This is a genomic window from Nocardioides sp. NPDC087217, from assembly GCF_044744805.1.
GTDB lineage: Bacteria > Actinomycetota > Actinomycetes > Propionibacteriales > Nocardioidaceae > Nocardioides.
In genome coordinates this window covers 105553-124341 of the sequence record NZ_JBIUZB010000004.1, presented here as the reverse complement: position 1 = coordinate 124341, position 18789 = coordinate 105553, and the positions used below count along the sequence as shown (strand labels likewise).

At 69.1% G+C, this 18789-nt stretch carries 19 protein-coding genes; 6 read left to right on the top strand and 13 right to left on the bottom strand.

Going from position 1 to position 18789, the window contains the following annotated elements; all coding sequences use genetic code 11:
• Positions 1–8 precede the first annotated feature (8 nt).
• A complete protein-coding gene (locus ACIO3S_RS18675; protein ID WP_400466739.1) occupies positions 9–656 on the bottom strand; it encodes a hypothetical protein in 648 nt (215 codons plus the stop codon).
• Between the two features lie 182 nt (positions 657–838).
• On the opposite strand from ACIO3S_RS18675, the gene ACIO3S_RS18670 reads away from it, so the two are divergent.
• The gene (locus tag ACIO3S_RS18670) at positions 839–2227 is read left to right on the top strand and encodes a sulfatase-like hydrolase/transferase (RefSeq protein ID WP_400466736.1); all 1389 of its coding nucleotides are present in this window, start codon (positions 839–841) and stop codon (positions 2225–2227) included.
• Between the two features lie 61 nt (positions 2228–2288).
• The gene (locus tag ACIO3S_RS18665) at positions 2289–3641 is read left to right on the top strand and encodes a glycoside hydrolase domain-containing protein (protein WP_400466733.1); all 1353 of its coding nucleotides are present in this window, start codon (positions 2289–2291) and stop codon (positions 3639–3641) included.
• Here ACIO3S_RS18665 and ACIO3S_RS18660 read toward each other — a convergent pair.
• From ACIO3S_RS18660 to ACIO3S_RS18635, 6 genes are all read right to left on the bottom strand, one after another.
• Complete coding sequence (locus ACIO3S_RS18660) at positions 3624–4127, bottom strand: hypothetical protein (protein WP_400466730.1); 504 nt, start codon at positions 4125–4127, stop codon at positions 3624–3626. The genes ACIO3S_RS18665 and ACIO3S_RS18660 overlap by 18 nt on opposite strands.
• A complete protein-coding gene (locus tag ACIO3S_RS18655) occupies positions 4127–4735 on the bottom strand; it encodes a hypothetical protein (protein WP_400466727.1) in 609 nt (202 codons plus the stop codon). Before ACIO3S_RS18655 ends, ACIO3S_RS18660 begins: the two co-directional genes overlap by 1 nt.
• The gene (locus ACIO3S_RS18650; protein ID WP_400466724.1) at positions 4722–6518 is read right to left on the bottom strand and encodes a M91 family zinc metallopeptidase; all 1797 of its coding nucleotides are present in this window, start codon (positions 6516–6518) and stop codon (positions 4722–4724) included. The genes ACIO3S_RS18655 and ACIO3S_RS18650 overlap by 14 nt, the downstream gene beginning before the upstream one ends.
• A gap of 11 nt (positions 6519–6529) precedes the next feature.
• Positions 6530–6949, bottom strand: coding sequence for a hypothetical protein (locus tag ACIO3S_RS18645; RefSeq protein ID WP_350841963.1), 420 nt, complete (start codon positions 6947–6949; stop codon positions 6530–6532).
• 102 nt (positions 6950–7051) lie between these two features.
• Positions 7052–7558, bottom strand: a complete 507-nt coding sequence (locus ACIO3S_RS18640) for a general stress protein (RefSeq protein WP_400466720.1) — start codon at positions 7556–7558, stop codon at positions 7052–7054.
• A 24-nt stretch (positions 7559–7582) separates the two neighbouring features.
• Complete coding sequence (locus tag ACIO3S_RS18635; protein WP_160026684.1) at positions 7583–8134, bottom strand: TetR/AcrR family transcriptional regulator; 552 nt, start codon at positions 8132–8134, stop codon at positions 7583–7585.
• Positions 8135–8308: 174 nt separating this feature from the next.
• Between ACIO3S_RS18635 and ACIO3S_RS18630 the strand changes: the two genes are divergently transcribed.
• Together ACIO3S_RS18630 and ACIO3S_RS18625 are read left to right on the top strand one after the other, a co-directional pair.
• Positions 8309–9748, top strand: coding sequence for an MFS transporter (locus ACIO3S_RS18630; RefSeq protein WP_400466717.1), 1440 nt, complete (start codon positions 8309–8311; stop codon positions 9746–9748).
• Positions 9749–9825: 77 nt separating this feature from the next.
• Positions 9826–11178: a glycoside hydrolase domain-containing protein gene (locus tag ACIO3S_RS18625; RefSeq protein WP_400466713.1), complete on the top strand. Its 1353-nt coding sequence runs from the start codon at positions 9826–9828 to the stop codon at positions 11176–11178.
• 31 nt (positions 11179–11209) lie between these two features.
• Here ACIO3S_RS18625 and purQ read toward each other — a convergent pair whose 3' ends face one another.
• Positions 11210–11878, bottom strand: coding sequence for a phosphoribosylformylglycinamidine synthase subunit PurQ (gene purQ / locus ACIO3S_RS18620; RefSeq protein ID WP_400466710.1), 669 nt, complete (start codon positions 11876–11878; stop codon positions 11210–11212).
• Positions 11875–12126 (bottom strand): phosphoribosylformylglycinamidine synthase subunit PurS, encoded by a 252-nt coding sequence (purS, locus tag ACIO3S_RS18615; protein WP_160026681.1) that lies wholly within the window; start codon positions 12124–12126, stop codon positions 11875–11877. Before purS ends, purQ begins: the two co-directional genes overlap by 4 nt.
• A 79-nt stretch (positions 12127–12205) precedes the next feature.
• On the opposite strand from purS, the gene ACIO3S_RS18610 reads away from it, so the two are divergent.
• On the top strand, positions 12206–13447 hold the full coding sequence (locus ACIO3S_RS18610) for an MFS transporter (RefSeq protein WP_400466706.1): 1242 nt from the start codon (positions 12206–12208) through the stop codon (positions 13445–13447).
• Here ACIO3S_RS18610 and ACIO3S_RS18605 read toward each other — a convergent pair.
• On the bottom strand, positions 13427–13981 hold the full coding sequence (locus tag ACIO3S_RS18605) for a hypothetical protein (RefSeq protein WP_400466703.1): 555 nt from the start codon (positions 13979–13981) through the stop codon (positions 13427–13429). The two genes, ACIO3S_RS18610 and ACIO3S_RS18605, sit on opposite strands and share 21 nt — an antisense overlap.
• Positions 13982–14086: 105 nt before the next feature.
• Between ACIO3S_RS18605 and ACIO3S_RS18600 the strand changes: the two genes are divergently transcribed.
• Positions 14087–15025, top strand: a complete 939-nt coding sequence (locus ACIO3S_RS18600) for an NADP-dependent oxidoreductase (RefSeq protein WP_400466701.1) — start codon at positions 14087–14089, stop codon at positions 15023–15025.
• 40 nt (positions 15026–15065) lie between these two features.
• Here ACIO3S_RS18600 and ACIO3S_RS18595 read toward each other — a convergent pair whose 3' ends face one another.
• The 3 genes from ACIO3S_RS18595 to ACIO3S_RS18585 all read right to left on the bottom strand — a co-directional run bounded on the left by ACIO3S_RS18595 (position 15066) and on the right by ACIO3S_RS18585 (position 18706).
• Entirely contained in the window at positions 15066–16040 is a 975-nt protein-coding gene (locus tag ACIO3S_RS18595; protein ID WP_400466698.1) for a hypothetical protein, read from the bottom strand.
• Positions 16041–16141: 101 nt separating this feature from the next.
• The gene (locus ACIO3S_RS18590; RefSeq protein WP_400466696.1) at positions 16142–17704 is read right to left on the bottom strand and encodes a long-chain fatty acid--CoA ligase; all 1563 of its coding nucleotides are present in this window, start codon (positions 17702–17704) and stop codon (positions 16142–16144) included.
• A 93-nt stretch (positions 17705–17797) separates the two neighbouring features.
• Positions 17798–18706 carry a phosphoribosylaminoimidazolesuccinocarboxamide synthase gene (locus ACIO3S_RS18585; protein WP_400466693.1) on the bottom strand — a complete coding sequence of 303 codons (909 nt, stop codon included), beginning with the start codon at positions 18704–18706 and terminating at the stop codon, positions 17798–17800.
• Between the last annotated feature and the right edge of the window lie 83 nt (positions 18707–18789).

Genomic DNA, 18789 nt, shown 5'->3' with positions numbered 1-18789 from the left:
CTTAGTCGTCAGCGGGGCAGCCCGCGCCACTCCCGCAGGTCGCGGATCTCACCGAACTCGTGGAGCGCCTGCCGAGCCACCTCGCCGTCCCCGGCGTACGCGGCGACGCTCCAGCCGTGACCCTCCACCATCTCGGCCGTGACCCAGGAGGCCTCGCCGTGCGGGGTGGGCAACCGGCGCGGGCGCCAGGAGAGCGACATCGCGCCGTCGAGGCGCTGCTCGATCCTCGGCGTCGAGCCGGTGGCGGCGTACTTCCTCTGACCGGTCCGCCACTCGCTCCAGTAGGCGTAGTGGAGGTAGACCTGGGAGCCGCGCCAGGACATCGAGCACTCCACGAAGAGGTCGCGCGCCTCGGTCTCACCAGGGGCGCACTCGGCGCTCCGGGCAGCGTCCTCGTAGCCGGGGAAGACCCACTTCATGCCGTCCGCACCGCGCGGGTCCGGGCACCGGGTCAGGGAACCGGAGCCGTTGCCGTCCCAGCAGACGTAGGGCGTGTTGACCTGCCTGGTGGTCGAGCTGACCTGGTCGGCGACCGCGAACGGCCCGATCACCTCGCCGCCGTGCGCGACATGGATGATCCCGGCGACCGTCAGCGCGAGCATGACCGTGATCGCGAAGAGGACCGGCGTCACCCGATCGCGTCGTCGCTGCCGCACAGGCCCCCACCCCCTTGGCGATCCATTCCTTTACCAAGGTAACGCCGCCAGGCGGGTTTGGTTAGGGCCCATATGTAACGGGACCAACGTCCCGTCGCGTCCGCCGACCGAGACCTCTGCCCGCAGGTTGGACCAACCCCTAGTCTTCTATTCGTAGTTATTCACTAAAGAAAGGCCATTCGGTGTCCTCCCCCAGCACGTTCAGCCGACGCAGCCTGCTCGCCACCGGGGCCGGCGCGGTCGCCGCCACCGGCCTCGCCGCCCCCGCCAACGCAGCCACCGAGACTCCGTTCCAGGCCCGTAAGGTCAACCGGCCCAAGCGCAAGCCCAACCTCCTGGTCATCCTGGGCGACGACCTCGGCTGGGCCGATCTGTCCGCCTACGGCTCCCCCGACATCAAGACGCCCCACCTGGACCGGCTCGCGGCCTCGGGCGTGCGGTTCACCGATGCGTACTCCGCCTCCTCGGTCTGCTCCCCCACCCGCTTCGGCCTCTACACCGGGCGCTACCCCGGTCGCCTCGCCGGCGGCCTGCCGGAGCCGATCAGCTCGCCCAACGAGCTGCACGGCATCCCGCTCGACCATCCGACACTGGCCTCGCTGCTCAAGGACCAGGGCTACCGGACCGCGCTGTTCGGCAAGTGGCACTGCGGATATCTGCCCTGGTACAGCCCGACCAGGGTCGGCTGGGACGAGTTCTTCGGCAACTTCTCCGGCGGCCTCGACTACTTCTCGAAGGTCAACCACAACGGCGACCACGACCTCTACGAGGACGAGGTGGAGGTCGAGGACCTTCGCTACTACACCGAGATCGTCACCGAGAAGGCCGTCAGCTTCATCGAGCGCGACCACGACGCCCCCTGGCTCCTCAACCTCAACTTCACCACCCCGCACTGGCCCTGGGAGGGCCCCGAGGACAAGGCGGTGAGCGATGAGCTGACCGCCCGGATCGAGGACGGCGAGAAGGGCGTGCTCTTCCACAACGACGGCGGCTCGCTGGCGACGTACAAGACCATGGTCGAGGACCTCGACCAGTCGATCGGCCAGGTCATCCGGGCCCTCGAGCGCACCGGCCAGCTCCGCGACACCGTCGTCTTCTTCGCCAGCGACAACGGCGGCGAGCGGTTCTCCAACGTGTGGCCGTTCACGGGAGCGAAGTCGGGCCTCAACGAGGGTGGCATCCGGGTGCCCACCATCCTCAGCTGGCCGGGCACCCTGCCCGGCCGCCAGGTCAGCGATGAGCCCGCGGTCACGACCGACTGGACCGCGACCTTCCTGGAGCTCGCCGGCGCCGCGCCGTCGCCGGAGTATCCGCTGGACGGCACCAGCCTGGTGCCGCTCCTCTTCGGCGGCCGGCCGCGCGAGACCCAGGACCTCTTCTGGCGCATGCGCGGACAGCGGGCGCTGCGCCGCGGCTCGCTGAAGTACCTGCAGCTCGACGGCACCGACCACCTCTACGACCTGAGTGAGGACGTACGCGAGCAGGCCGACCTGGCCCGGAAGCGGCCCGAGGATCTGGCGGAGCTCCGCGCTGCCTGGGAGAAGATCGACGAGACCCTGCTGGCGTACTAAGGACGTACGCCTGGCGAGTCCACTGGTAACTGAGTGACGGTTGTGACTACCGTGACGAAATATGGGGGACTTCACCAGGTTCAAGTACGTCAGACGGGCGCTCGGCGCGGGCTTGATCTCGGGCGTCGTCGGCGTCGCGGGGCTGGCAATGCCCAGCCCCGCGGCCGCCGCGAACCGGGTCACGCCGGGCAACTTCACCGGCTACGGCTTCGACCAGTGCCAGGCTCCTCCGCAGACGGCGATGGACCGCTGGTGGAGGCACTCGAACTTCGGCGCGGTCGGCATCTACATCGCCGGGAACTCGCGCGGCTGCCGCAACCAGACCAACCTCAGCTCGACCTGGGTGCGCACCCAGCTGGCGCGTGGTTGGCGACTGCTGCCGATCACGCTCGGCCCGCAGGCATCCTGCAACCCGCACTTCCCGCGCTACCGCGACGACCCGCGGATCAGCGCCAACTCGACCAACCAGTACGCCACGGCGAAGCGCCAGGGCATCAACCAGGCCAACGCGACCGTGGACGCCGCCAAGCGCTACGGCATCGCCGCCGGGAGCACGATGTTCTATGACCTCGAGGGCTTCGACATCGGCAACAAGCGCTGCCGTGAGTCGGCGATGTGGTTCGTCTCGGCCTGGAGCCACCGGATCAAGGCGCTCGGCTACCGACCGAGCATGTACTCGAGCGCGTCCTCCGGCATCAAGGCGATGTACGCCGTCTGGCACGCCCAGCCGCGCGGCTTCGTCTACCCCGCGGATCTGTGGATCGCCGACTGGGACGGCCGCGCCGGCACCTCGACCCGCTACATCCCGGACACCCCCTGGAACCCGCACAAGCGCGTCAAGCAGTACCGCGGCCCGCACAAGGAGACCCACGGCGGCACCACCATCGAGATCGACTCCAACTTCGTCGACCTCGGCCGGGGCTCCTACGCGCGGCCGGTGACCCACTGCGGCGGCGTGCCGGTCAGCTTCACCAGCTATCCCGCCCTGAGGCCGCGCACCAGCTCCTACACTCCTTCGCCGATCTACACCAAGGCGCTCGAGTGCATGCTCCGCGAGCGTGGAAACTTCGGTGGCGCCATCGACGGGACGTACGACCGAGGGCTGGTGAGCTCGATCAACGCCTGGCAGCGCTCGCACGGCCTGACGGTGAGGAAGACCTGGACGCAGGGCGCCTGGAAGACGCTGTGGGCCGCCAACAGCCGCCCGCTCCTCAAGCGCGGCTCCGCCGGCGAGAGCGTCCGCGACCTCCAGCGCGCCCTCAGCGCCACCTCCGCGCCCGAGCGTCCGAAGATCACCGGCGTCCTGGACTGGAACACCCAGGTCGCCCTCGTCGCCTATCAGAAGCGTCTCGGCCGCACCGCGAACGGCATGGCCACCGAGGTGACCTGGTACGACCTAGCCCACGGCCGCTGACTCCGAGCAGTACAGGTGCTGCTTGGCGCTCGCGTGGCCGACGATCCTGGTCCCGTCCTCCTCGGTTCGCGGCGTCATCGACTCGGGGAAGGGCGGGGTGACCACACCGAGGCAGAACCTGACTTCATCGACGTCCCTCGGGATCGACGCCCAGGTCTGGTCGGTGTCCGGAAAGCCGAACAGCGCCTGTGAAAGCAATGCCCCGCCGTCGGCGTCCTCTGTCACGTACGCCGCCTCCTCCCGGTAGCGGACGCCGGCGCCCGCCGCGACCCCGGGCCGGTTGATGAGCAGCAGTGGTTCGTCACCGTCGTTGGCGAACCGGTAGGCCACCTGCACCTCGTTGTCCCGGACCCTCACCTCGGCATCGAACCTCGCCTCCGGCGCCGACGCCGAGCCCGACGGACCGAACTCGCCGTAGGGGGAGTCCTCGGCGCACCCGCCGAGAGACATCAGCAGCGCCACCACGAGTACGCCGACGCGCGTCATCAGTCCAGGGATGCTGGATCGGAGCAGAAGATCTGCTGGGACTCGGCTGCCGAGTCGGAGTGGGCGAGACCGGTCACGTCGGCCGGGACGCCCTCCGGATAGAGGTCGCGGAGGTCGAGTACGCCGATGCAGAAGACGACCTCCTCGACCGGGTCCGGGAGCTCCGGGACGGAGTCGTCGTCGAACGGTCGATACTCCTCGAGCGGCAACGGCACGCGTACGTTCCGCTTCATCTCCTCGCCCGCCGCGAGCTTGACCCAACCGACCGCCGGCATCTGCGCGAAGTCCTTGTCGTCGGGCAGCGCGAAGATCCGCTTGCTGACCTCGGCTCGGCTCCCGCCGCTGCCCAGGACGTAGACGGTGTCGGCCGACGCCGTCTGCAGCGCCCCATTGGCGTACGTCGGCACCGAGTCGACCACGTAGACGTCGGTATCCGCGTCGTTGACCACCCGATAGCTGACCTCGAGCGCGCCGCCCGTCTGGGCGACCTCGGACTCGAAGCGCACCCCCTCGATCTCACGCTCCCCCTCCGGGACCTTCGCGCAGCCGCTCATCACCAGACCTCCCGCCAGCAGCGATGCCAGGAGCATCAACCTAGTAGTGGTCACGGTGCGGAGCTCCCATCTCGTCGCGGAGCCCGTTCTCGGTGTAGACGTACGGGTGGTCCGGGTCGATCTGCTCCGGCGTGCTGGGGTCGTTGTCGTGATCGACGGGAAGACCGGCAGCCTCACGCTCACGGTTGTTCGTCCCCTGGTTCTCGGGGTCGTCGCCGTGATACTCGCCGGGCTCGAGCGTGTCGTGCATGTAGTCGTAGACGTGCGCCATCTCGTGGTAGAGCACCGCCACCGGCGGGCCGTCGACGGGCGTCTGGGGAGCACGGTTGCCGGTGTTCATCGTGTCGATGTCCGGCATGTACTCGATCTCGTTGCCGCCCATCGGTCCGTTGGACGCCGAGCTGTTCGGTGTGTCACCGACGTACTCGCGGATGGTCAGGTTCTCCTGCCCGATCCCGAACACGCCCGAGTCGTCGTGCCTCCGGTCCAACGCGGCGAGCATCTGCTGCCCGGTCGGCGACGCGGCCAGCATCTCGAGGTCCGCGCGGGTGCGGGCGACGAACTCCGGCGAACCCTCGATCTTGATCCACTCCGGGACCTCGGTGATCTGGACCGTCACGTGCTGCTCGACGTCCTCGTCGGTGTCGCCGGACTCGCTGTGGGCCTTGTCGTCACCCGAGCCACCGTAGGTGGTGTCGGTCCCCCGCCCGGCGTACGTCACGTCATCGCCGGCGCCGCCGTGGATCCGGTCGTTGTCATCGCCGCCGGAGGCGATGTCGTTGCCGTCGCCGCCGACGAGCAGGTCGTCGCCATCGGCCCCTTCGAGGTAGTCCTGGCCGCGACCACCGCTGATCCGGTCGTTTCCGGCCATGCCGTAGACGGTGTCGTCGCCACCCGCCCCGGTGGCAAGGTCGTTGCCACCCTGGGCGTCGATGTAGTCGCGATCGGTGCCGCCTGAGACCCGGTCGTCGCCGTCACCGGCGAAGACGTGGTCGCGGCCCTGGCCACCGAGGATGCGGTCGCTCCCGCTGCCGCCGTTGAGCCGGTCATCACCTCTGCCGCCGAGCAGCGAGAGGTTGACGTTGGTGCCCTGCGGGACGTTGATCTCGTCGTTGCCCTCGCCTGCGCGGATGACGATCTCGTTGCCGGGAGGCACGTCGTACATCTGGCCGTTGACGGTGACGACCTGCCTTCCGGTCAGTGGGTTGATCCCGACCGTGACCACGTCGTCGCCGCTGCCGGTGTTGATGTAGGTCTTTCCGTCGACGTTGATCATGCCGACCGAGTCGACGTCGGCGGGGAGATGGAACGGGTCCTGTCCGGACTCGGCGATCGCCGCCATGCGCGTCGACAGCCCCCGCCAGGCAGCGGTGGTGTCGACCAGCACCTGCCGGTCGGCGCTGAGGTCGCGATCGAGGCCGGTCCGGAGCTCGGAGGCACGCGCGATGGCGTCGGTGACCAGCTTGCTGTCATCGGGGGTCTCGGGCTCGAACCGGATGTCGCCCGACGGGCTGCCCTGGTGCGGGATGTGGGCCACCGTCGCCCAGGACTGGTCGAGGTGGCCCTGGGCGATGCGTACGGTGCCGGCGATCCGGGCCGTCGCCGAGGACGCCTTGTCGGCGAGCTCGCGCGCCGTGTCGAGGTCGGTCAGGAGCGTCTTGCGATGCCCTTCGTAGGACTCGGCCGTCTGTCCCTCCCAGTCGGCGACGACGTCCTTGGAGCCGCTGATGAACGCCTCGGTGACGCTGTCGAGCGCCTTCGCGATCGAGGTCCAGCCACGCGAGGCGTCGTCGATCGACGCCGCATCGTCCCACAGCTTCCAGGTGCCTTCGGACATCTCGGTGCCTCTCAGCGCGGGGTCGGGGTCGGGCCCGGTGACGGGCTCGGAGTGGGTGAAGGCGGCTGCGGCCCCGGGGTCGGCTCCGGAGGCCGCGGCGTCGGACCCGGCTCCAGCGAGTTGCTCGACTGGGCGGCCCGGGCGATCTCCTCGTCGGTCGCGGAGATGTCGAACGCGCACAGCATGAGAGCGTCGGCGTCCGCCTCGAAGACGGCCGCGAACGACTCGAGCGCGCTGGACGCGGCCTCGACCAGCGGCCCATGGGCAGCCATGGTGTCGTAGCCGCCCTGGGTGTTGCCGGCGTCGCGTGAGGCGACCACGAGGGCGCCGGCGTTGTCCGTGGTCGCACCGGTCAGGTCCATCGCCCAGTCGATGCAGCGGTCGGCGAGCCTGACGAGCTCGGCGGGACGTACGTTGATCTGAGATGACATCGGGGCCTCCTTCTCCATCGGAGTTCTTCCCCGGAACACGCGTGACTACACGCGAACGCCGCGCCTATCTCACGATCCGAGACACAGGAGAAGGGTGCCCCGTCAGGAGAACGGGTTGGGGAGGGCACCCGGGAGGTCGGCGAGGAGCTCACGGGCACGGGCGGCGACCTTGTGCTCGACGAGGACCTCGTACTTGGTCGGCACGATGACCTTGACGCTCGAGAAGTCGCGGGTGCCGCGGGTGGCGGCGTAGCCGATCATCGACCAGATGAGGCCGAAGACGACACCGAGCAGCACCGTCGACAGCAGGATGAAGAGGAAGTTCTCGTTGCCGAAGAGCGACATGATCAGGCCGACGAAGACACCGAGCCAGGCGCCGGAGAGGACGCCGGCGAGGGCGACCTTGCTCCAGGTGAGCCGGCCGGTGATCCGCTCGATCTGCTTCAGCTCGGTGCCGACGATCATGCAGTTCTCGACCGGGAACTCCTTGTCGGAGAGGAAGTCGACCGTCTTCTGCGCGGCGGCGTAGTCGTCATAGGTCGCAAGCGACTGGGGAAACTCCAGCTTCAGCGGGCTCTGCGGGCCGCTGACCGGCGAGGTGAAGGACATATGCCCAGTGTGCCCCAGGCGAGGTCAGTTCTTGAGGACGCCGTTCGCGATGACATCGAGCATGGGACGTACGTCCTTGGCCTCGAGCGAGGAGTGGTCGGCCATGGTCGCGACGCCGCCGAGGAGACGGCACACGTCGAGGTTGTCGACACCCTCGCGGAGCACGCCGTGCTCTGCCATCTCCTTCAGGACGCTCTCGTTGGCGTCGGCGTAGGTCTGGCACTTGGTGCGCAGCGGGGAGTCCTGGCAGCCCAGGGAGGCGGTGATCTTGGCGGCGGCGCCCTGGTGGCGGGTCAGCAGCGAGACGTACTCCTCGAACCAGGCGAGGAGCTTCTCCCGGCACCCGCCCTCGGTCGCCATCGCCTTCTCGACGTGGGCGGCGACCTCCTCGATCCAGGTGGCCATGATCGCCTCGTGGAGCGCCTCGCGGGTCGGGAAGTGGCGGTAGAGAGTGCCGGGACCGACACCCGCACGCCGAGCCACCTCGTCCAGAGGTGCGTCGAGACCGCGCTCCTTGAACACCGCGTGGGCGACCTCGATCAGCCGCTCGCGGTTGCGCTGCGCGTCGGCTCTCATCCGGACCTCCTCAGTGGCTCCCGCCTCGCTGCGGGCGCCTCAGGTTAACAGCAGCCTCCGCCACAGCAACTAAATGCGTTGCTAACCGGAGACACTCTCCGGTAGTGTCTTCATCAAGCGGAGACTTCCTCCGCTTCACTGTACTCCTTCTCCGTCTCCAACAGGAGCTCTCGCATGACATCCACCGTGGCACCACCCAAGCCACCCGCGGCCACCAAGGCCGCCGGCGCCGGGATCGCCCTGGTCCTGATCGCCCAGCTGATGATCGTCCTCGACGCGGCGGTCGTGAACGTCGCGCTCCCCCGGATCGCCGACGACCTCGAATTCACTCCGGCCGCCCTCACCTGGGTGCTCAACGGATACACGCTCGCCTTCGGCGGGCTCCTCCTGCTCGGCGGTCGCCTCGGCGACGTCTTCGGCAGGCGGCGCGTGTTCGTGGCCGGCCTCTCCGTCTTCACCCTCTTCTCACTGGCCGGCGGACTCGCGCCGACCGACGACCTGCTGGTGATCGCCCGCGCCCTCCAGGGCTTCGGCGCCGCGATCGCCGCACCCCAGGTGCTCGCCCTGCTGACCACGTCCGCTAAGGACGAGGGCGGCCGGGCCCGGGCGATCGCGCTCTTCTCCGCGGTCTCCTCTAGCGGCGCCTCGATCGGGCTGATCCTCGGCGGCATCCTGACCGACATCGCGTCGTGGCGCTGGACGCTGTTCATCAACGTACCGATCGGGCTCGTCGTGCTCGCCCTCGTCGGCCGTCTCGTCGCCGAGACGGCGCCGCGACCGGGGCGCTTCGACATCGTCGGCGCCGTGACCGCGACCGGTGGTGCGGCCGCGATCGTCTGGTCGCTGATCGGCGCCCCGGAGCACGGCTGGACCTCCGCGCGCACTCTCGGCGGAATCGCGGTCGGCCTGCTCCTGCTGGTCGCCCTCGTGCTCACCGAGCGCCGGGTCGCCCACCCGCTGCTGCAGCTCCACCTCTTCAACAGCCACCGCCGCGTCGCCGCGTTCATTGCCGCGGTCGGGCTGGTCGGGGCTCAGTTCGCGACGTTCTACCTGACCGTGATCTACCTGCAGGGCGTGCTCGGCATGGGGCCGCTCGCCTCCGGGCTGGCGTTCCTGCCACTGACGCTGATGATCTTCGCGGTGTCCCGGGTGGCGCCTCGGATCGCGGCCCGGATCGGGATGTCGCGGGTGCTGGTCCTGGGCGCCACCGGCCTCACCCTGTCGTTCGTGTGGCTGAGCACGCTGACGGAGACGAGCACGTACGCCGGCGCCGTGCTGGCTCCATTCCTCCTCAACGGCGCCTTCGCCTCCCTCGTCTTCACCTCCACCACGGCTCTCGGCCTGGAAGGTGTCGACGCCGCCCACGCCGGCTCGGCCTCGGGTCTGGTGCAGACGATGCAGCAGCTCGGCGGCTCGATCGGGCTGGCCGTGATCGCCTCGGTCTACGTCGCCAACGGCACCCCCGGCGAGGTCGTACCGGGGATGCGCGAGGCCTTCTATGCCGCGGCCGCCTTGGGCGCGCTCGGCATCATCGCCTCGCTGAGCGTGGTGATCCGCCGACCGTTCGGAACCCGCTCGTTCGCCACCGGACGAGCAGCGGTCGAGGTCGACTGAATCATCACGTACGGGTGGCTCGCGGCATGAGTCACCTGGGCTATGGCGCGAGGGGTTTCCCGGTGCTCCCATGAACCATGGGGGGTATCAGTTTCAGGCGCACCCGGCGAGCACTCGGCGCCGGCGTCATCGCAAGCATCCTGGTCGTCGCGGGGCTGGCTTCGGCCGGCCCCGCGACGGCTGCCAACCCGGTCACTCCGGGCAACTTCACCGGCTTCGGCTTCGACCAGTGCCAGGCGCCGTCGCAGACCTCGATGGACCAGTGGTGGAGGACCTCGAACTTCACGGGCGTGGGCATCTACATCTCCGGCAGGTCGCGTGCCTGCCGCACCCAGACGCACCTCTCGGCCACCTGGGTGCGCAACCAGCAGGCCCGCGGCTGGCGGCTCCTGCCGATCACGCTCGGCCCGCAGGCATCGTGCAACCCGCGCTATCCCCGCTACGGCGACGACCCGAAGATCAACCCTGACCCGGCCGACGGGTACGCGGCGGCGAGGCGTCAGGCGATCAACGAGGCCAACACGGCGATCACGGCCGCCAAGGGCTACGGGATCGCGGCCGGCAGCACGATGTTCTACGACCTCGAGGCCTTCGACATCACCAACCGGGCCTGCCGCGAGTCGGCGATGTGGTTCATCTCGGCGTGGAGCTACCGGATCAAGGTGCTCGGCTACCGCTCGGCGATGTACTCCAGCGCCTCGTCGGGGATCAAGGCGATCTACGACGTCTGGCGCGCCCAGCCGAGCGGGTTCACCTTCCCCTCGGATCTGTGGATCGCCGACTGGGACGGCAAGGCGAACACCTCGACGACGTACATCCCGGACTCGGTGTGGAGCGACCACGACCGCGTCAAGCAGTACCGCGGCGGCCACGACGAGACCCACGGCGGCGTCACGATCAACATCGACTCCGACTATCTCGACGTCGGCCGCGGCTCCTACGCCCCGCCGGTGGTCCGGTGCGGTGGCGTACGCGTCGACTTCGACTACTACCCCGATCTCCGTCCGGCGACGTCGACCTACACGCCTCCCGCGGCGTACGTGATGGCGCTCAAGTGCATGCTCAGCACCCGCGGCACCTTCGACGGCGTGATGAGCGGCTACTACGGCACAGCGCTGCGCGCCGCTGTTCACAACTGGCAGCGCAGCCACGGCCTGGCCGTCCGCGACCTGTGGACCCGAGGCGCCTGGAAGACGCTGTGGGCCGCCAACCGGCACCCGATCCTGAAGCGCGGCTCCGCCGGTGACCAGGTCCGCGACCTCCAGCGCGCGCTCAACTCCACCACTCGAACCGAGGAGCGGGTCAAGGTCACCGGGGTCCTCGACTGGAACACCCACGTAGGCCTGGTCGCCTATCAGCGGCGGCTCGGGCGCACGCCCGACGGCATGGCCACGGCCGTCACCTGGTACGACCTGTCCCGCGGCCGCTGATGCGTTCCTTCATCAAGGCGGTGGAACAGCCTCAGGCGAAGGCCTTCTCAGCCAGCGAGGTGAAGAAGCCGAGCCCGTCGGTGCCGGAGCCGGTGAGGGTCTCCACGGCGTGCTCGGGGTGGGGCATCAGGCCGACGACGTTGCCGGTCTCGTTGGCGATGCCGGCGATGTCGTTGACCGAGCCATTGGGGTTCACGTCGAGGTAGCGCGCGACGACGCGGCCCTCGTCCTCGAGCCGCTTGATGGTGTCGGCGTCGGCGACGTACTGCCCCTCACCGTTCTTCAGCGGGACCACGATCTCCTGGTCCTGGGTGAAGGCGGAGGTCCAGGCGGTCGAGGTGTTCTCGATGCGCAGCTTCTGGTCGCGGCAGATGAACTTGAGGTGGTCGTTGCGCAGCAGGCCGCCGGGGAGCAGGTGGGACTCGACGAGCATCTGGAAGCCGTTGCAGATGCCGAGCACCGGCAGGCCCTTCTGAGCGCCCTCGATGACCTCGGTCATGATCGGCGCGAAGCGGGAGATGGCACCGCAGCGCAGGTAGTCGCCGTAGGAGAAGCCGCCCGGCAGGATCACCGCGTCGACGCCCTGCAGGTCGTGGTCGCCGTGCCACAGCGCAACGGCCTCGTTGCCGCCGACTCGGACGGCGCGCTGCGCGTCGACGTCGTCGAGCGTGCCCGGGAAGGTGATGACGCCGATCTTCACTTCGCGGTCTCTTCCACGCGCACGACGTAGTTCTCGATCACCGTGTTGGCCAGGAAGGTCTCGGCCAGCTTCTCGATCTGGGCGAGCGCGTCGTCGGTGACCTCGGGGATCTCCAGCTCGAACCGCTTGCCCTGACGGACCTCGGTGACCCCGGTGAACCCGAGCCGCGGCAGGGCGCCGAGTACGGCTTTCCCCTGCGGGTCGAGAATCTCGGGCTTGGGCATGACGTCGACGACAACGCGAGGCATGGCTGCAGTCTAGGTGGGCCATACGCCGCTCACCTAAACCGTTGGCACCCTCCCGATCCGGTCTTTACGATCGCTGCTCGTGCGCCAGCTGCTGATCGACATCACCCCGTTGCGTACGTCTCCCGCTTTCCGCCGTTTCTTCATCGGTCGGGCGGTGTCGGGGCTCGGTGGGCAGATCACCGTGGTCGCTGTGATGTACCAGGTCTGGGAGGCCACCCACAGCCCGTTCTGGTCCGGCAGCGTCGCGCTCGCGCAGCTCCTCCCGATGCTCACGATCGGGCTCTGGGGCGGTGCGGTGGCCGACCGCGCGGACCGGCGCTCGATCCTGCTGGCCACCAACCTCACGCAGCTCGTGCTGGCGCTGCTGCTGATGGCGCAGGCCCTCTGGCTGGGCACCTCGCCATCCTCGCTCGGGTTCGTCCTGGTGCTGGTCGCGCTGATGGCCGCCGCGGGCTCGGTCGCCGCCCCAGCGGGCATGGGAGTGATCCCACGGCTGCTCGCCACCGACCAGGTCGCCGCCGGGCTCGCCCTCAACCGGCTGAGCTTCCAGGGCTCGATGCTCCTCGGCCCGGCGCTGGGCGGGATGATCATCGGATACGCCGGCCTCGAGATCGCGTACGCCGTCGACGCGGCCTCCTTCGCCGCCGGGTTCCTCGGTGTCATCGGCCTCCCCGCCCTCGCGCCCGCGACGAGGACGACCGGCGGCGGCATCCTCGAGGGCCTGCGCTTCGCGGCCACCCAGCCGGTCGTACGCGGTGTGCTCCTCGTCGACCTGGCGGCCACCGTCCTGGCCATGCCGGTCAGCCTGTTTCCGCTGGTAAACGAGGCCCTGTTCGGCGGAGACCCACGCACCCTCGGGCTGTTCCTGACCGCGATCGCCGTCGGCGGCGTGGCTGCCTCTCTCTTCTCGGGTTCGTTCACCAGACGCAGCCGGCCGGGACTGATCACGATCGGCGCCGCCGCCGTGTGGGGCGCCAGCCTCGGCGCCGTCGGGCTGGTCACCTCACCGTGGCTGTGCCTCGCCCTGCTCGCGGTCGCCGGAGCCGCCGACTCGGTCAGCGTCGTCACCCGCGGGACGCTGATCCAGCTCGCGGTGCCCGACGACCTGCGCGGCCGGACCGCCGCGATCGAGATGATCGTCGGCGCCGGTGGGCCGGAGGTCGGCAACCTTCGCGGCGGCGCCGTCGCCGAGCTCACCTCAGGCTCGTTCGCCCTGGTCAGCGGCGGCATCACCTGCCTGCTCGCCCTCGCCGCGGTCGGTGCCACCTCCCGGCCGATGCTCGCCTTCCGGACCGGCGAACTAGCGCTTGAGCGCCCGTAACAGCTGAGTCACCGCTTGCTGTGCGAGCATCCGCGATCCTCCCCCGGCGACCAGAGCCTGCACGATCTCGTGGTGAGTCGTCAGCTCGATCGGGCGGGCGTCGGGCCGCAGAAGACCGGCACCCGAAGCCTGCAGGAAGGCCTTCTCGGCAACGGCGATCACGCGGGCACGCCATCGTGTGGCCACCTCGACCTGCTCGCCGGTGGGGACGCAACGGGCATCGGCCTGGGCATTGGCGAGGATCCGAAGGATGGTCCCCAACCGATCCAGCGGATCCTGGATCCGTTCGGCCTTGACGATCTCCGTCCACAGCAACGCGGCGCTGCGGTCAGCCACGGCCTGTTCCATCTGTCGCCGGTCGCCTAGGTGACGTTTCACCGTCGCCGCACCGAGCCCGACTCCTGTGGCTACACGAGGGATGGTCACTCGCTCGCCCAGCAGCGCGAGTCGGCGGGCCTCCTCGATGACGACGGCCCGGTTGCGGCGCGCGTCGACGCGCCTGATCTGACCTGGCTCGCGCCCGGACTGGCTCACTTCGCTCCTATCGGGAGTCGTCGCCGAAGGGTCTCCCGTTCTCCGGATGCAACCACTCCCGCAGCGGGATCCTTCCCGGTGCCTATCGCCTCGAAAGGCAACACCATGCGTACCGTCCGATTTCATAGCTACGGCGGGCCTGACGTGCTCGTCGTCGACGATGTCCCCGTCATCGACCCGGCCCCGGGGCAGGTCCTTGTCGACGTAGCAGCGGCAGGGGTCGCTGGTGGAGAACCGGCCATCCGCGCCGGGCGTTATCGCCTCGTCATGCGCCGACCGCTTCCTTCGGGGACCGGGGTCGACTTCTCCGGTACGGTCGCGCAGATCGGTGCCGGCGTGGACCACGTCACGGTCGGTGACCACGTCTGGGGAGTCATGCCCCACGGCACCTTCGGGGCTGCCGCCGAGCAGTTGATCGTGCCAGTCGAGCGGTTGACGCGAGCGCCGTCGAGCATCGACCTCGTCGATGCCGCAGCGCTGCCGGCGGCGGGCACGACCGCCCTTCGCGCGCTCGAGGGCCTGCAGCCAGGTGCGGCACTCCTGGTCCGCGGCGCCGCAGGAGGTGTCGGCAACGTCGTCCTGCAGCTTGCCAGCGCGCACGGCGCCCACATCACAACTCTTGCGAGCGCGCGCGATGCCGACTGGCTCCGCACCTTGGGCGCGGACGAAACGGTGGACTACCGGACGACGAGAATTCGGGACCTGCCTCGGTTCGACAGGATCATCGACCTCGTCGGAACCGAGCTTCCGCCGTTGCTGCGCCGATTGCGGGCCGGCGGCACTCTCGTAGCGTTGGCCCTCGATGCGCGCAAGCCACTACGGACGCTCGCGACGATCGTCGGCGGGAGGTACGGGTCCAGACGGATCGTGGCATTCAGTAACAACCCGTCAACCGGCGATCTGAGACACCTCACCCGGCAGGTGGACGCAGGCCACCTACAACCGGTCGTGGCGGACCGACGCCCACTCGAGGGCGCGGCCGACGCGCACCGCGACCTCGAGCGCGGCGGAGTGCGCGGGAAGATCCTCCTCATCCCAGCCTGACTCGAAGATCGCAGTCACCTGGCGACTGCGATCTTCGAGCTTATGGAGCAGAGTCCGCCAGGCACGCCGAGCAGGGCGCCACCTCGCCTGACCAGCCACCACGCCTGAGCAGCTCGCCGACGCGAGCAGCCGTCCGGCACGGGTCGCCGAGCACCTGGCCAAAGGTCAGCCGAACGGTCCGAAGGTTGCGGGCGACGGTGGCGTCCAGGTCGCGAGCATGGTCGGCATCCCGGGCGGCAGCGCTGCCATGGAATGCGCGGCCGTCGAGCTCCACTACCAGGCCGTACGCCGCATAGATGACGTCCCGCTCGATGGGGGTCCCCGCGATCGAGTCGGCGACCTGTCGCTCGCCTGCGGGCAGACCATGAGCGCGCTCGACGCGGCGGAGGTACTCGCGCTCGAGCACCGAGCACGCGCCGTCGTTGAGATCCGCGAGCAGTTCACCGAGGAGGCGCCGGTCGCGCATCCGAGGGCGACGGCGCAACGCTTCGACCAGTGCCGCGGCCCGTACGGCCTTGGCCCGGACGAGGTCGGCGAGCAATGCGAACGCCTCGTTGACACCACCCGCCTCCGAGGCCGCGTCGATCGCTGCTTCCGCGAGGAGCTGCCGGGGCGGGTAGGCGGACCAGTCGACGTATCCGTCGAATCGTGCGCGACGGCGAACGATCACGCCGTCCGGCGCGCTGATCGTCCGGCTCGTCGGGATCATCACCTCGATCGGCGCACGCTCCGGCGGCTTCGGCAGCGCCGATCTCCCGCTCAGTGCCGCCGGCCAGCACGCCAGCACCGCCGCCCACGCCCGCTGACCCCAGGTCGGAATGCCGGTGTGACCGACGTAGACCCCCGGATGGATCGCGGTGAGCTCGCGGTTTCGTACGAGGCGACGGATGTCGTGGTCCTGTGCGTGCAGGTCACGCAGCTGTCGCCGCGAGATGACACCGCCCTGGATCTCGTCACGCAGTCGCACCATGCCGTCATGGTCGAACGGCTGCTTCGCGTCCCCCGAGTGCTCCACGAAACCGTTCTACCCCAGATCAGGCCCTCGTAAACTCGAAGATCGCAGCCACCAAGTGACTGCGATCTTCGAGCTACGTTGCTGCCGGCGTGTGGAATGTCCTACTTGAGCTCGCGCTTGAGGATCTTGCCGGTGGCGGTCATCGGGAGGGCGTCGACGATCTCGACGATGCGCGGGTACTTGTAGGCCGCCATCTGCTCCTTGCTCCAGGCGACGATCTCCTCGGAGGTCGCGGAGACGCCGGGCTTGAGCACGAGGACCGCCTTGATCTCCTCACCGTGGGAGTCGTGCGGGACGCCAATCACGGCGGCCAGCGAGACCGCCGGGTGGGTGAGCAGGACCTCTTCGATCTCGCGCGGGTAGACATTGAAGCCGCCGCGGATGATGAGCTCCTTGGCGCGGTCGACGATGTAGTACCACCCGTCCTCGTCGCGCTTGGCGAGGTCGCCCGAGCGGAACCAGCCCTCCGACGTGAGCACCTCGGCGGTGGCCTCGGGGCGGTTGTAGTAGCCCTTGAAGATGTTGTGGCCCTTGATCGCGATCTCGCCGATCGCGTCGGGGGTCCACTCGATGTCGTCCCACGACGCCGGGTCGATCAGGCGCATCTCGACACCGGGGATCGGGACGCCGATCGAGCCCGGGCGCACCGGCTGGCCGTAGAGCGAGAACGACGCCACCGGCGAAGTCTCGGAGAGGCCGTAGCCCTCGAGGATGGTGACGCCGAAGCGCTTCTCGAACTCCTTGTGGATCTCGACCGGGAGGGCCGAGCCACCGGCGGCGGCGACGCGCAGGTTCTTGGCGAGCGTGTCCACGTCGGTGTCCTCGGAAAGGGCACCGAGCAGGCCCCAGTACATCGTCGGTACGCCGGCGAAGAACGTGACGCTCTCCTTGAGCATCGTCGCCAGCGCGGCAGCGGCGTCGAAGCGGGGCAGCAGCACGACGGTGCCACCGAAGGCGATCGCGCCGTTCTGCACCACGGTCTGACCGAAGGCGTGGAAGAGGGGCAGCACGGCGAGATAGGTGTCGGGCCGCTCGGCCGAGGCACCGAAGAGGTCGGCGCCGGCCAGCGCGTTGTCGCGCATGTTGCGGTGACGCAGCTCGGCGCCCTTGGGCTGCCCGGTGGTGCCGGAGGTGTAGAGGATGACCGCGGTGTCGTCCTCGTCGGTGGCCACGGTGTCGAAGGTCGGCGGCTGGGTCCCGATGCCCTGGCCGAGCGTGGTCACGCCCTCGATCGGCGACGCGGCGGTCGGGTCCACGGTGATCAGGAAGAAGTTCTCGACCCCGGCCTCCTGCGCGCCGGCGTGCGCCTCGGCACCGATGGCGAGCTCCGGCGTGCCCTCGAAGGCGAAGAGGGCCTTCGCGTCGGAGTCCTTGAGGTGGTAGGCCACCTCGCGCCCCTTGAGCAGCACGTTGAGCGGCACGACGGTTGCCCCGGCCTTGAGGATGCCGAAGTAGACCATCGTGAAGTAGGGCAGGTTCGGGCTCATCAGAGCGACCCGGTCGCCCGCCCCGATGCCCTTGCTCGCCAGCAGGTTCGCGACCTGGTTGGCGGCACCGTTGATCTGGGCGTAGTTCAGACGGATGTCTCCCAGCACGATCGCGGTGCGCTCGGGATAGTTCGCCGCGGAGTCTTCGAGCAGCGAAGCGAGGTTGTACGTGGACACATGGCCTCCAGTGGTGTGCGTGTTACGCGTCACAACCTACCCGCAAGTAGCCCCCCAAGAAACAGGGTCCGCGTTTTTAGTGCGACACGTGTCTCAGAATCGGTGGCCGGTGAGCTTCTCGTACGCCTCGACGTACTTCGCCCGCGTGCGCGCGACGATCTCCTCGGGCAGCTCCGGCGGCGGACCACCGGCAGCGCGGTCCCAGCCGGACTCGGGCGAGAGCAGCCAGCGCCGGATGACGTCCTTGTCGAAGCTGGGGATCGCGCTCCCGGGATGCCACTGACTCGCGTCCCAGTAGCGGGAGGAGTCCGGAGTGAGCACCTCGTCGGCGAGCACGATCGTGCGGATGCCCAGGTCGTCCTGACGTACGCCGAACTCGAACTTCGTGTCGGCCAGGATGAGGCCGCAGCCGCGGGCGATCTCGTCGGCGCGCTGGTAGACCGCCAGGGTGAGCCGGCGCACCGCGGCGGCGTCGTCCTCGCCGATCAGCTTGGAGATGTATTCGTAGGTGACGTTCTCGTCGTGGTCGCCGAGCTCGGCCTTGGTGGCCGGGGTGAAGATCGGCGGGGTGAGCCGGGAGCCGTCGACCAGACCGGCCGGGAGCCGGATGCCGCAGACCTCGCCGGTCGCCTCGTACTCACGCAGGCCCGACCCGGTCAGGTAGCCGCGCGCGACACACTCGACAGGGAGCATGTGGAGCTTCTGAGCGACCACCGCCCGGCCGGCCACCGACTCGGGGACATCGGTCGAGAGCACATGGGTCGGCACCAGGTCCTCGAACTGCTCGAACCACCACAGCGAGAGCTTCGTGAGGATCTCACCCTTGTCCGGGATGACCGTGTCGAAGACGTGGTCGAAGGCCGAGATGCGGTCGCTGGCGACCATCAGGAGCTGGCCGGCGTACGGACCCTCCTCCAGCTCGTAGAGGTCGCGCACCTTGCCGGAGTGGAGGTGCTTCGCGCCCGGGATCGCCGGCGCCGGGGGGATGTTGAGTTCAGCCACGGGATCAGCCTAAGAGATAGTCCTCCCGAACCGTTTCTCGCTTAAGTAGACTGTTTCGAGCGATTTAAGCGGAAGGGCCGCCC

What these genes read in the sequence shown, in the direction of transcription:
- ACIO3S_RS18665 (WP_400466733.1), top strand. Translation starts at nt 2,289, where the DNA reads ATGGGGGACTTCACCAGGTTCAAGTACGTCAGACGGGCGCTCGGCGCG.
- ACIO3S_RS18660 (WP_400466730.1), bottom strand. Translation starts at nt 4,127, where the DNA reads ATGACGCGCGTCGGCGTACTCGTGGTGGCGCTGCTGATGTCTCTCGGC.
- ACIO3S_RS18650 (WP_400466724.1), bottom strand. Translation starts at nt 6,518, where the DNA reads ATGTCCGAAGGCACCTGGAAGCTGTGGGACGATGCGGCGTCGATCGAC.
- ACIO3S_RS18645 (WP_350841963.1), bottom strand. Translation starts at nt 6,949, where the DNA reads ATGTCATCTCAGATCAACGTACGTCCCGCCGAGCTCGTCAGGCTCGCC.
- ACIO3S_RS18640 (WP_400466720.1), bottom strand. Translation starts at nt 7,558, where the DNA reads ATGTCCTTCACCTCGCCGGTCAGCGGCCCGCAGAGCCCGCTGAAGCTG.
- ACIO3S_RS18635 (WP_160026684.1), bottom strand. Translation starts at nt 8,134, where the DNA reads ATGAGAGCCGACGCGCAGCGCAACCGCGAGCGGCTGATCGAGGTCGCC.
- ACIO3S_RS18630 (WP_400466717.1), top strand. Translation starts at nt 8,309, where the DNA reads ATGACATCCACCGTGGCACCACCCAAGCCACCCGCGGCCACCAAGGCC.
- ACIO3S_RS18625 (WP_400466713.1), top strand. Translation starts at nt 9,826, where the DNA reads ATGGGGGGTATCAGTTTCAGGCGCACCCGGCGAGCACTCGGCGCCGGC.
- purS (WP_160026681.1), bottom strand. Translation starts at nt 12,126, where the DNA reads ATGCCTCGCGTTGTCGTCGACGTCATGCCCAAGCCCGAGATTCTCGAC.
- ACIO3S_RS18600 (WP_400466701.1), top strand. Translation starts at nt 14,087, where the DNA reads ATGCGTACCGTCCGATTTCATAGCTACGGCGGGCCTGACGTGCTCGTC.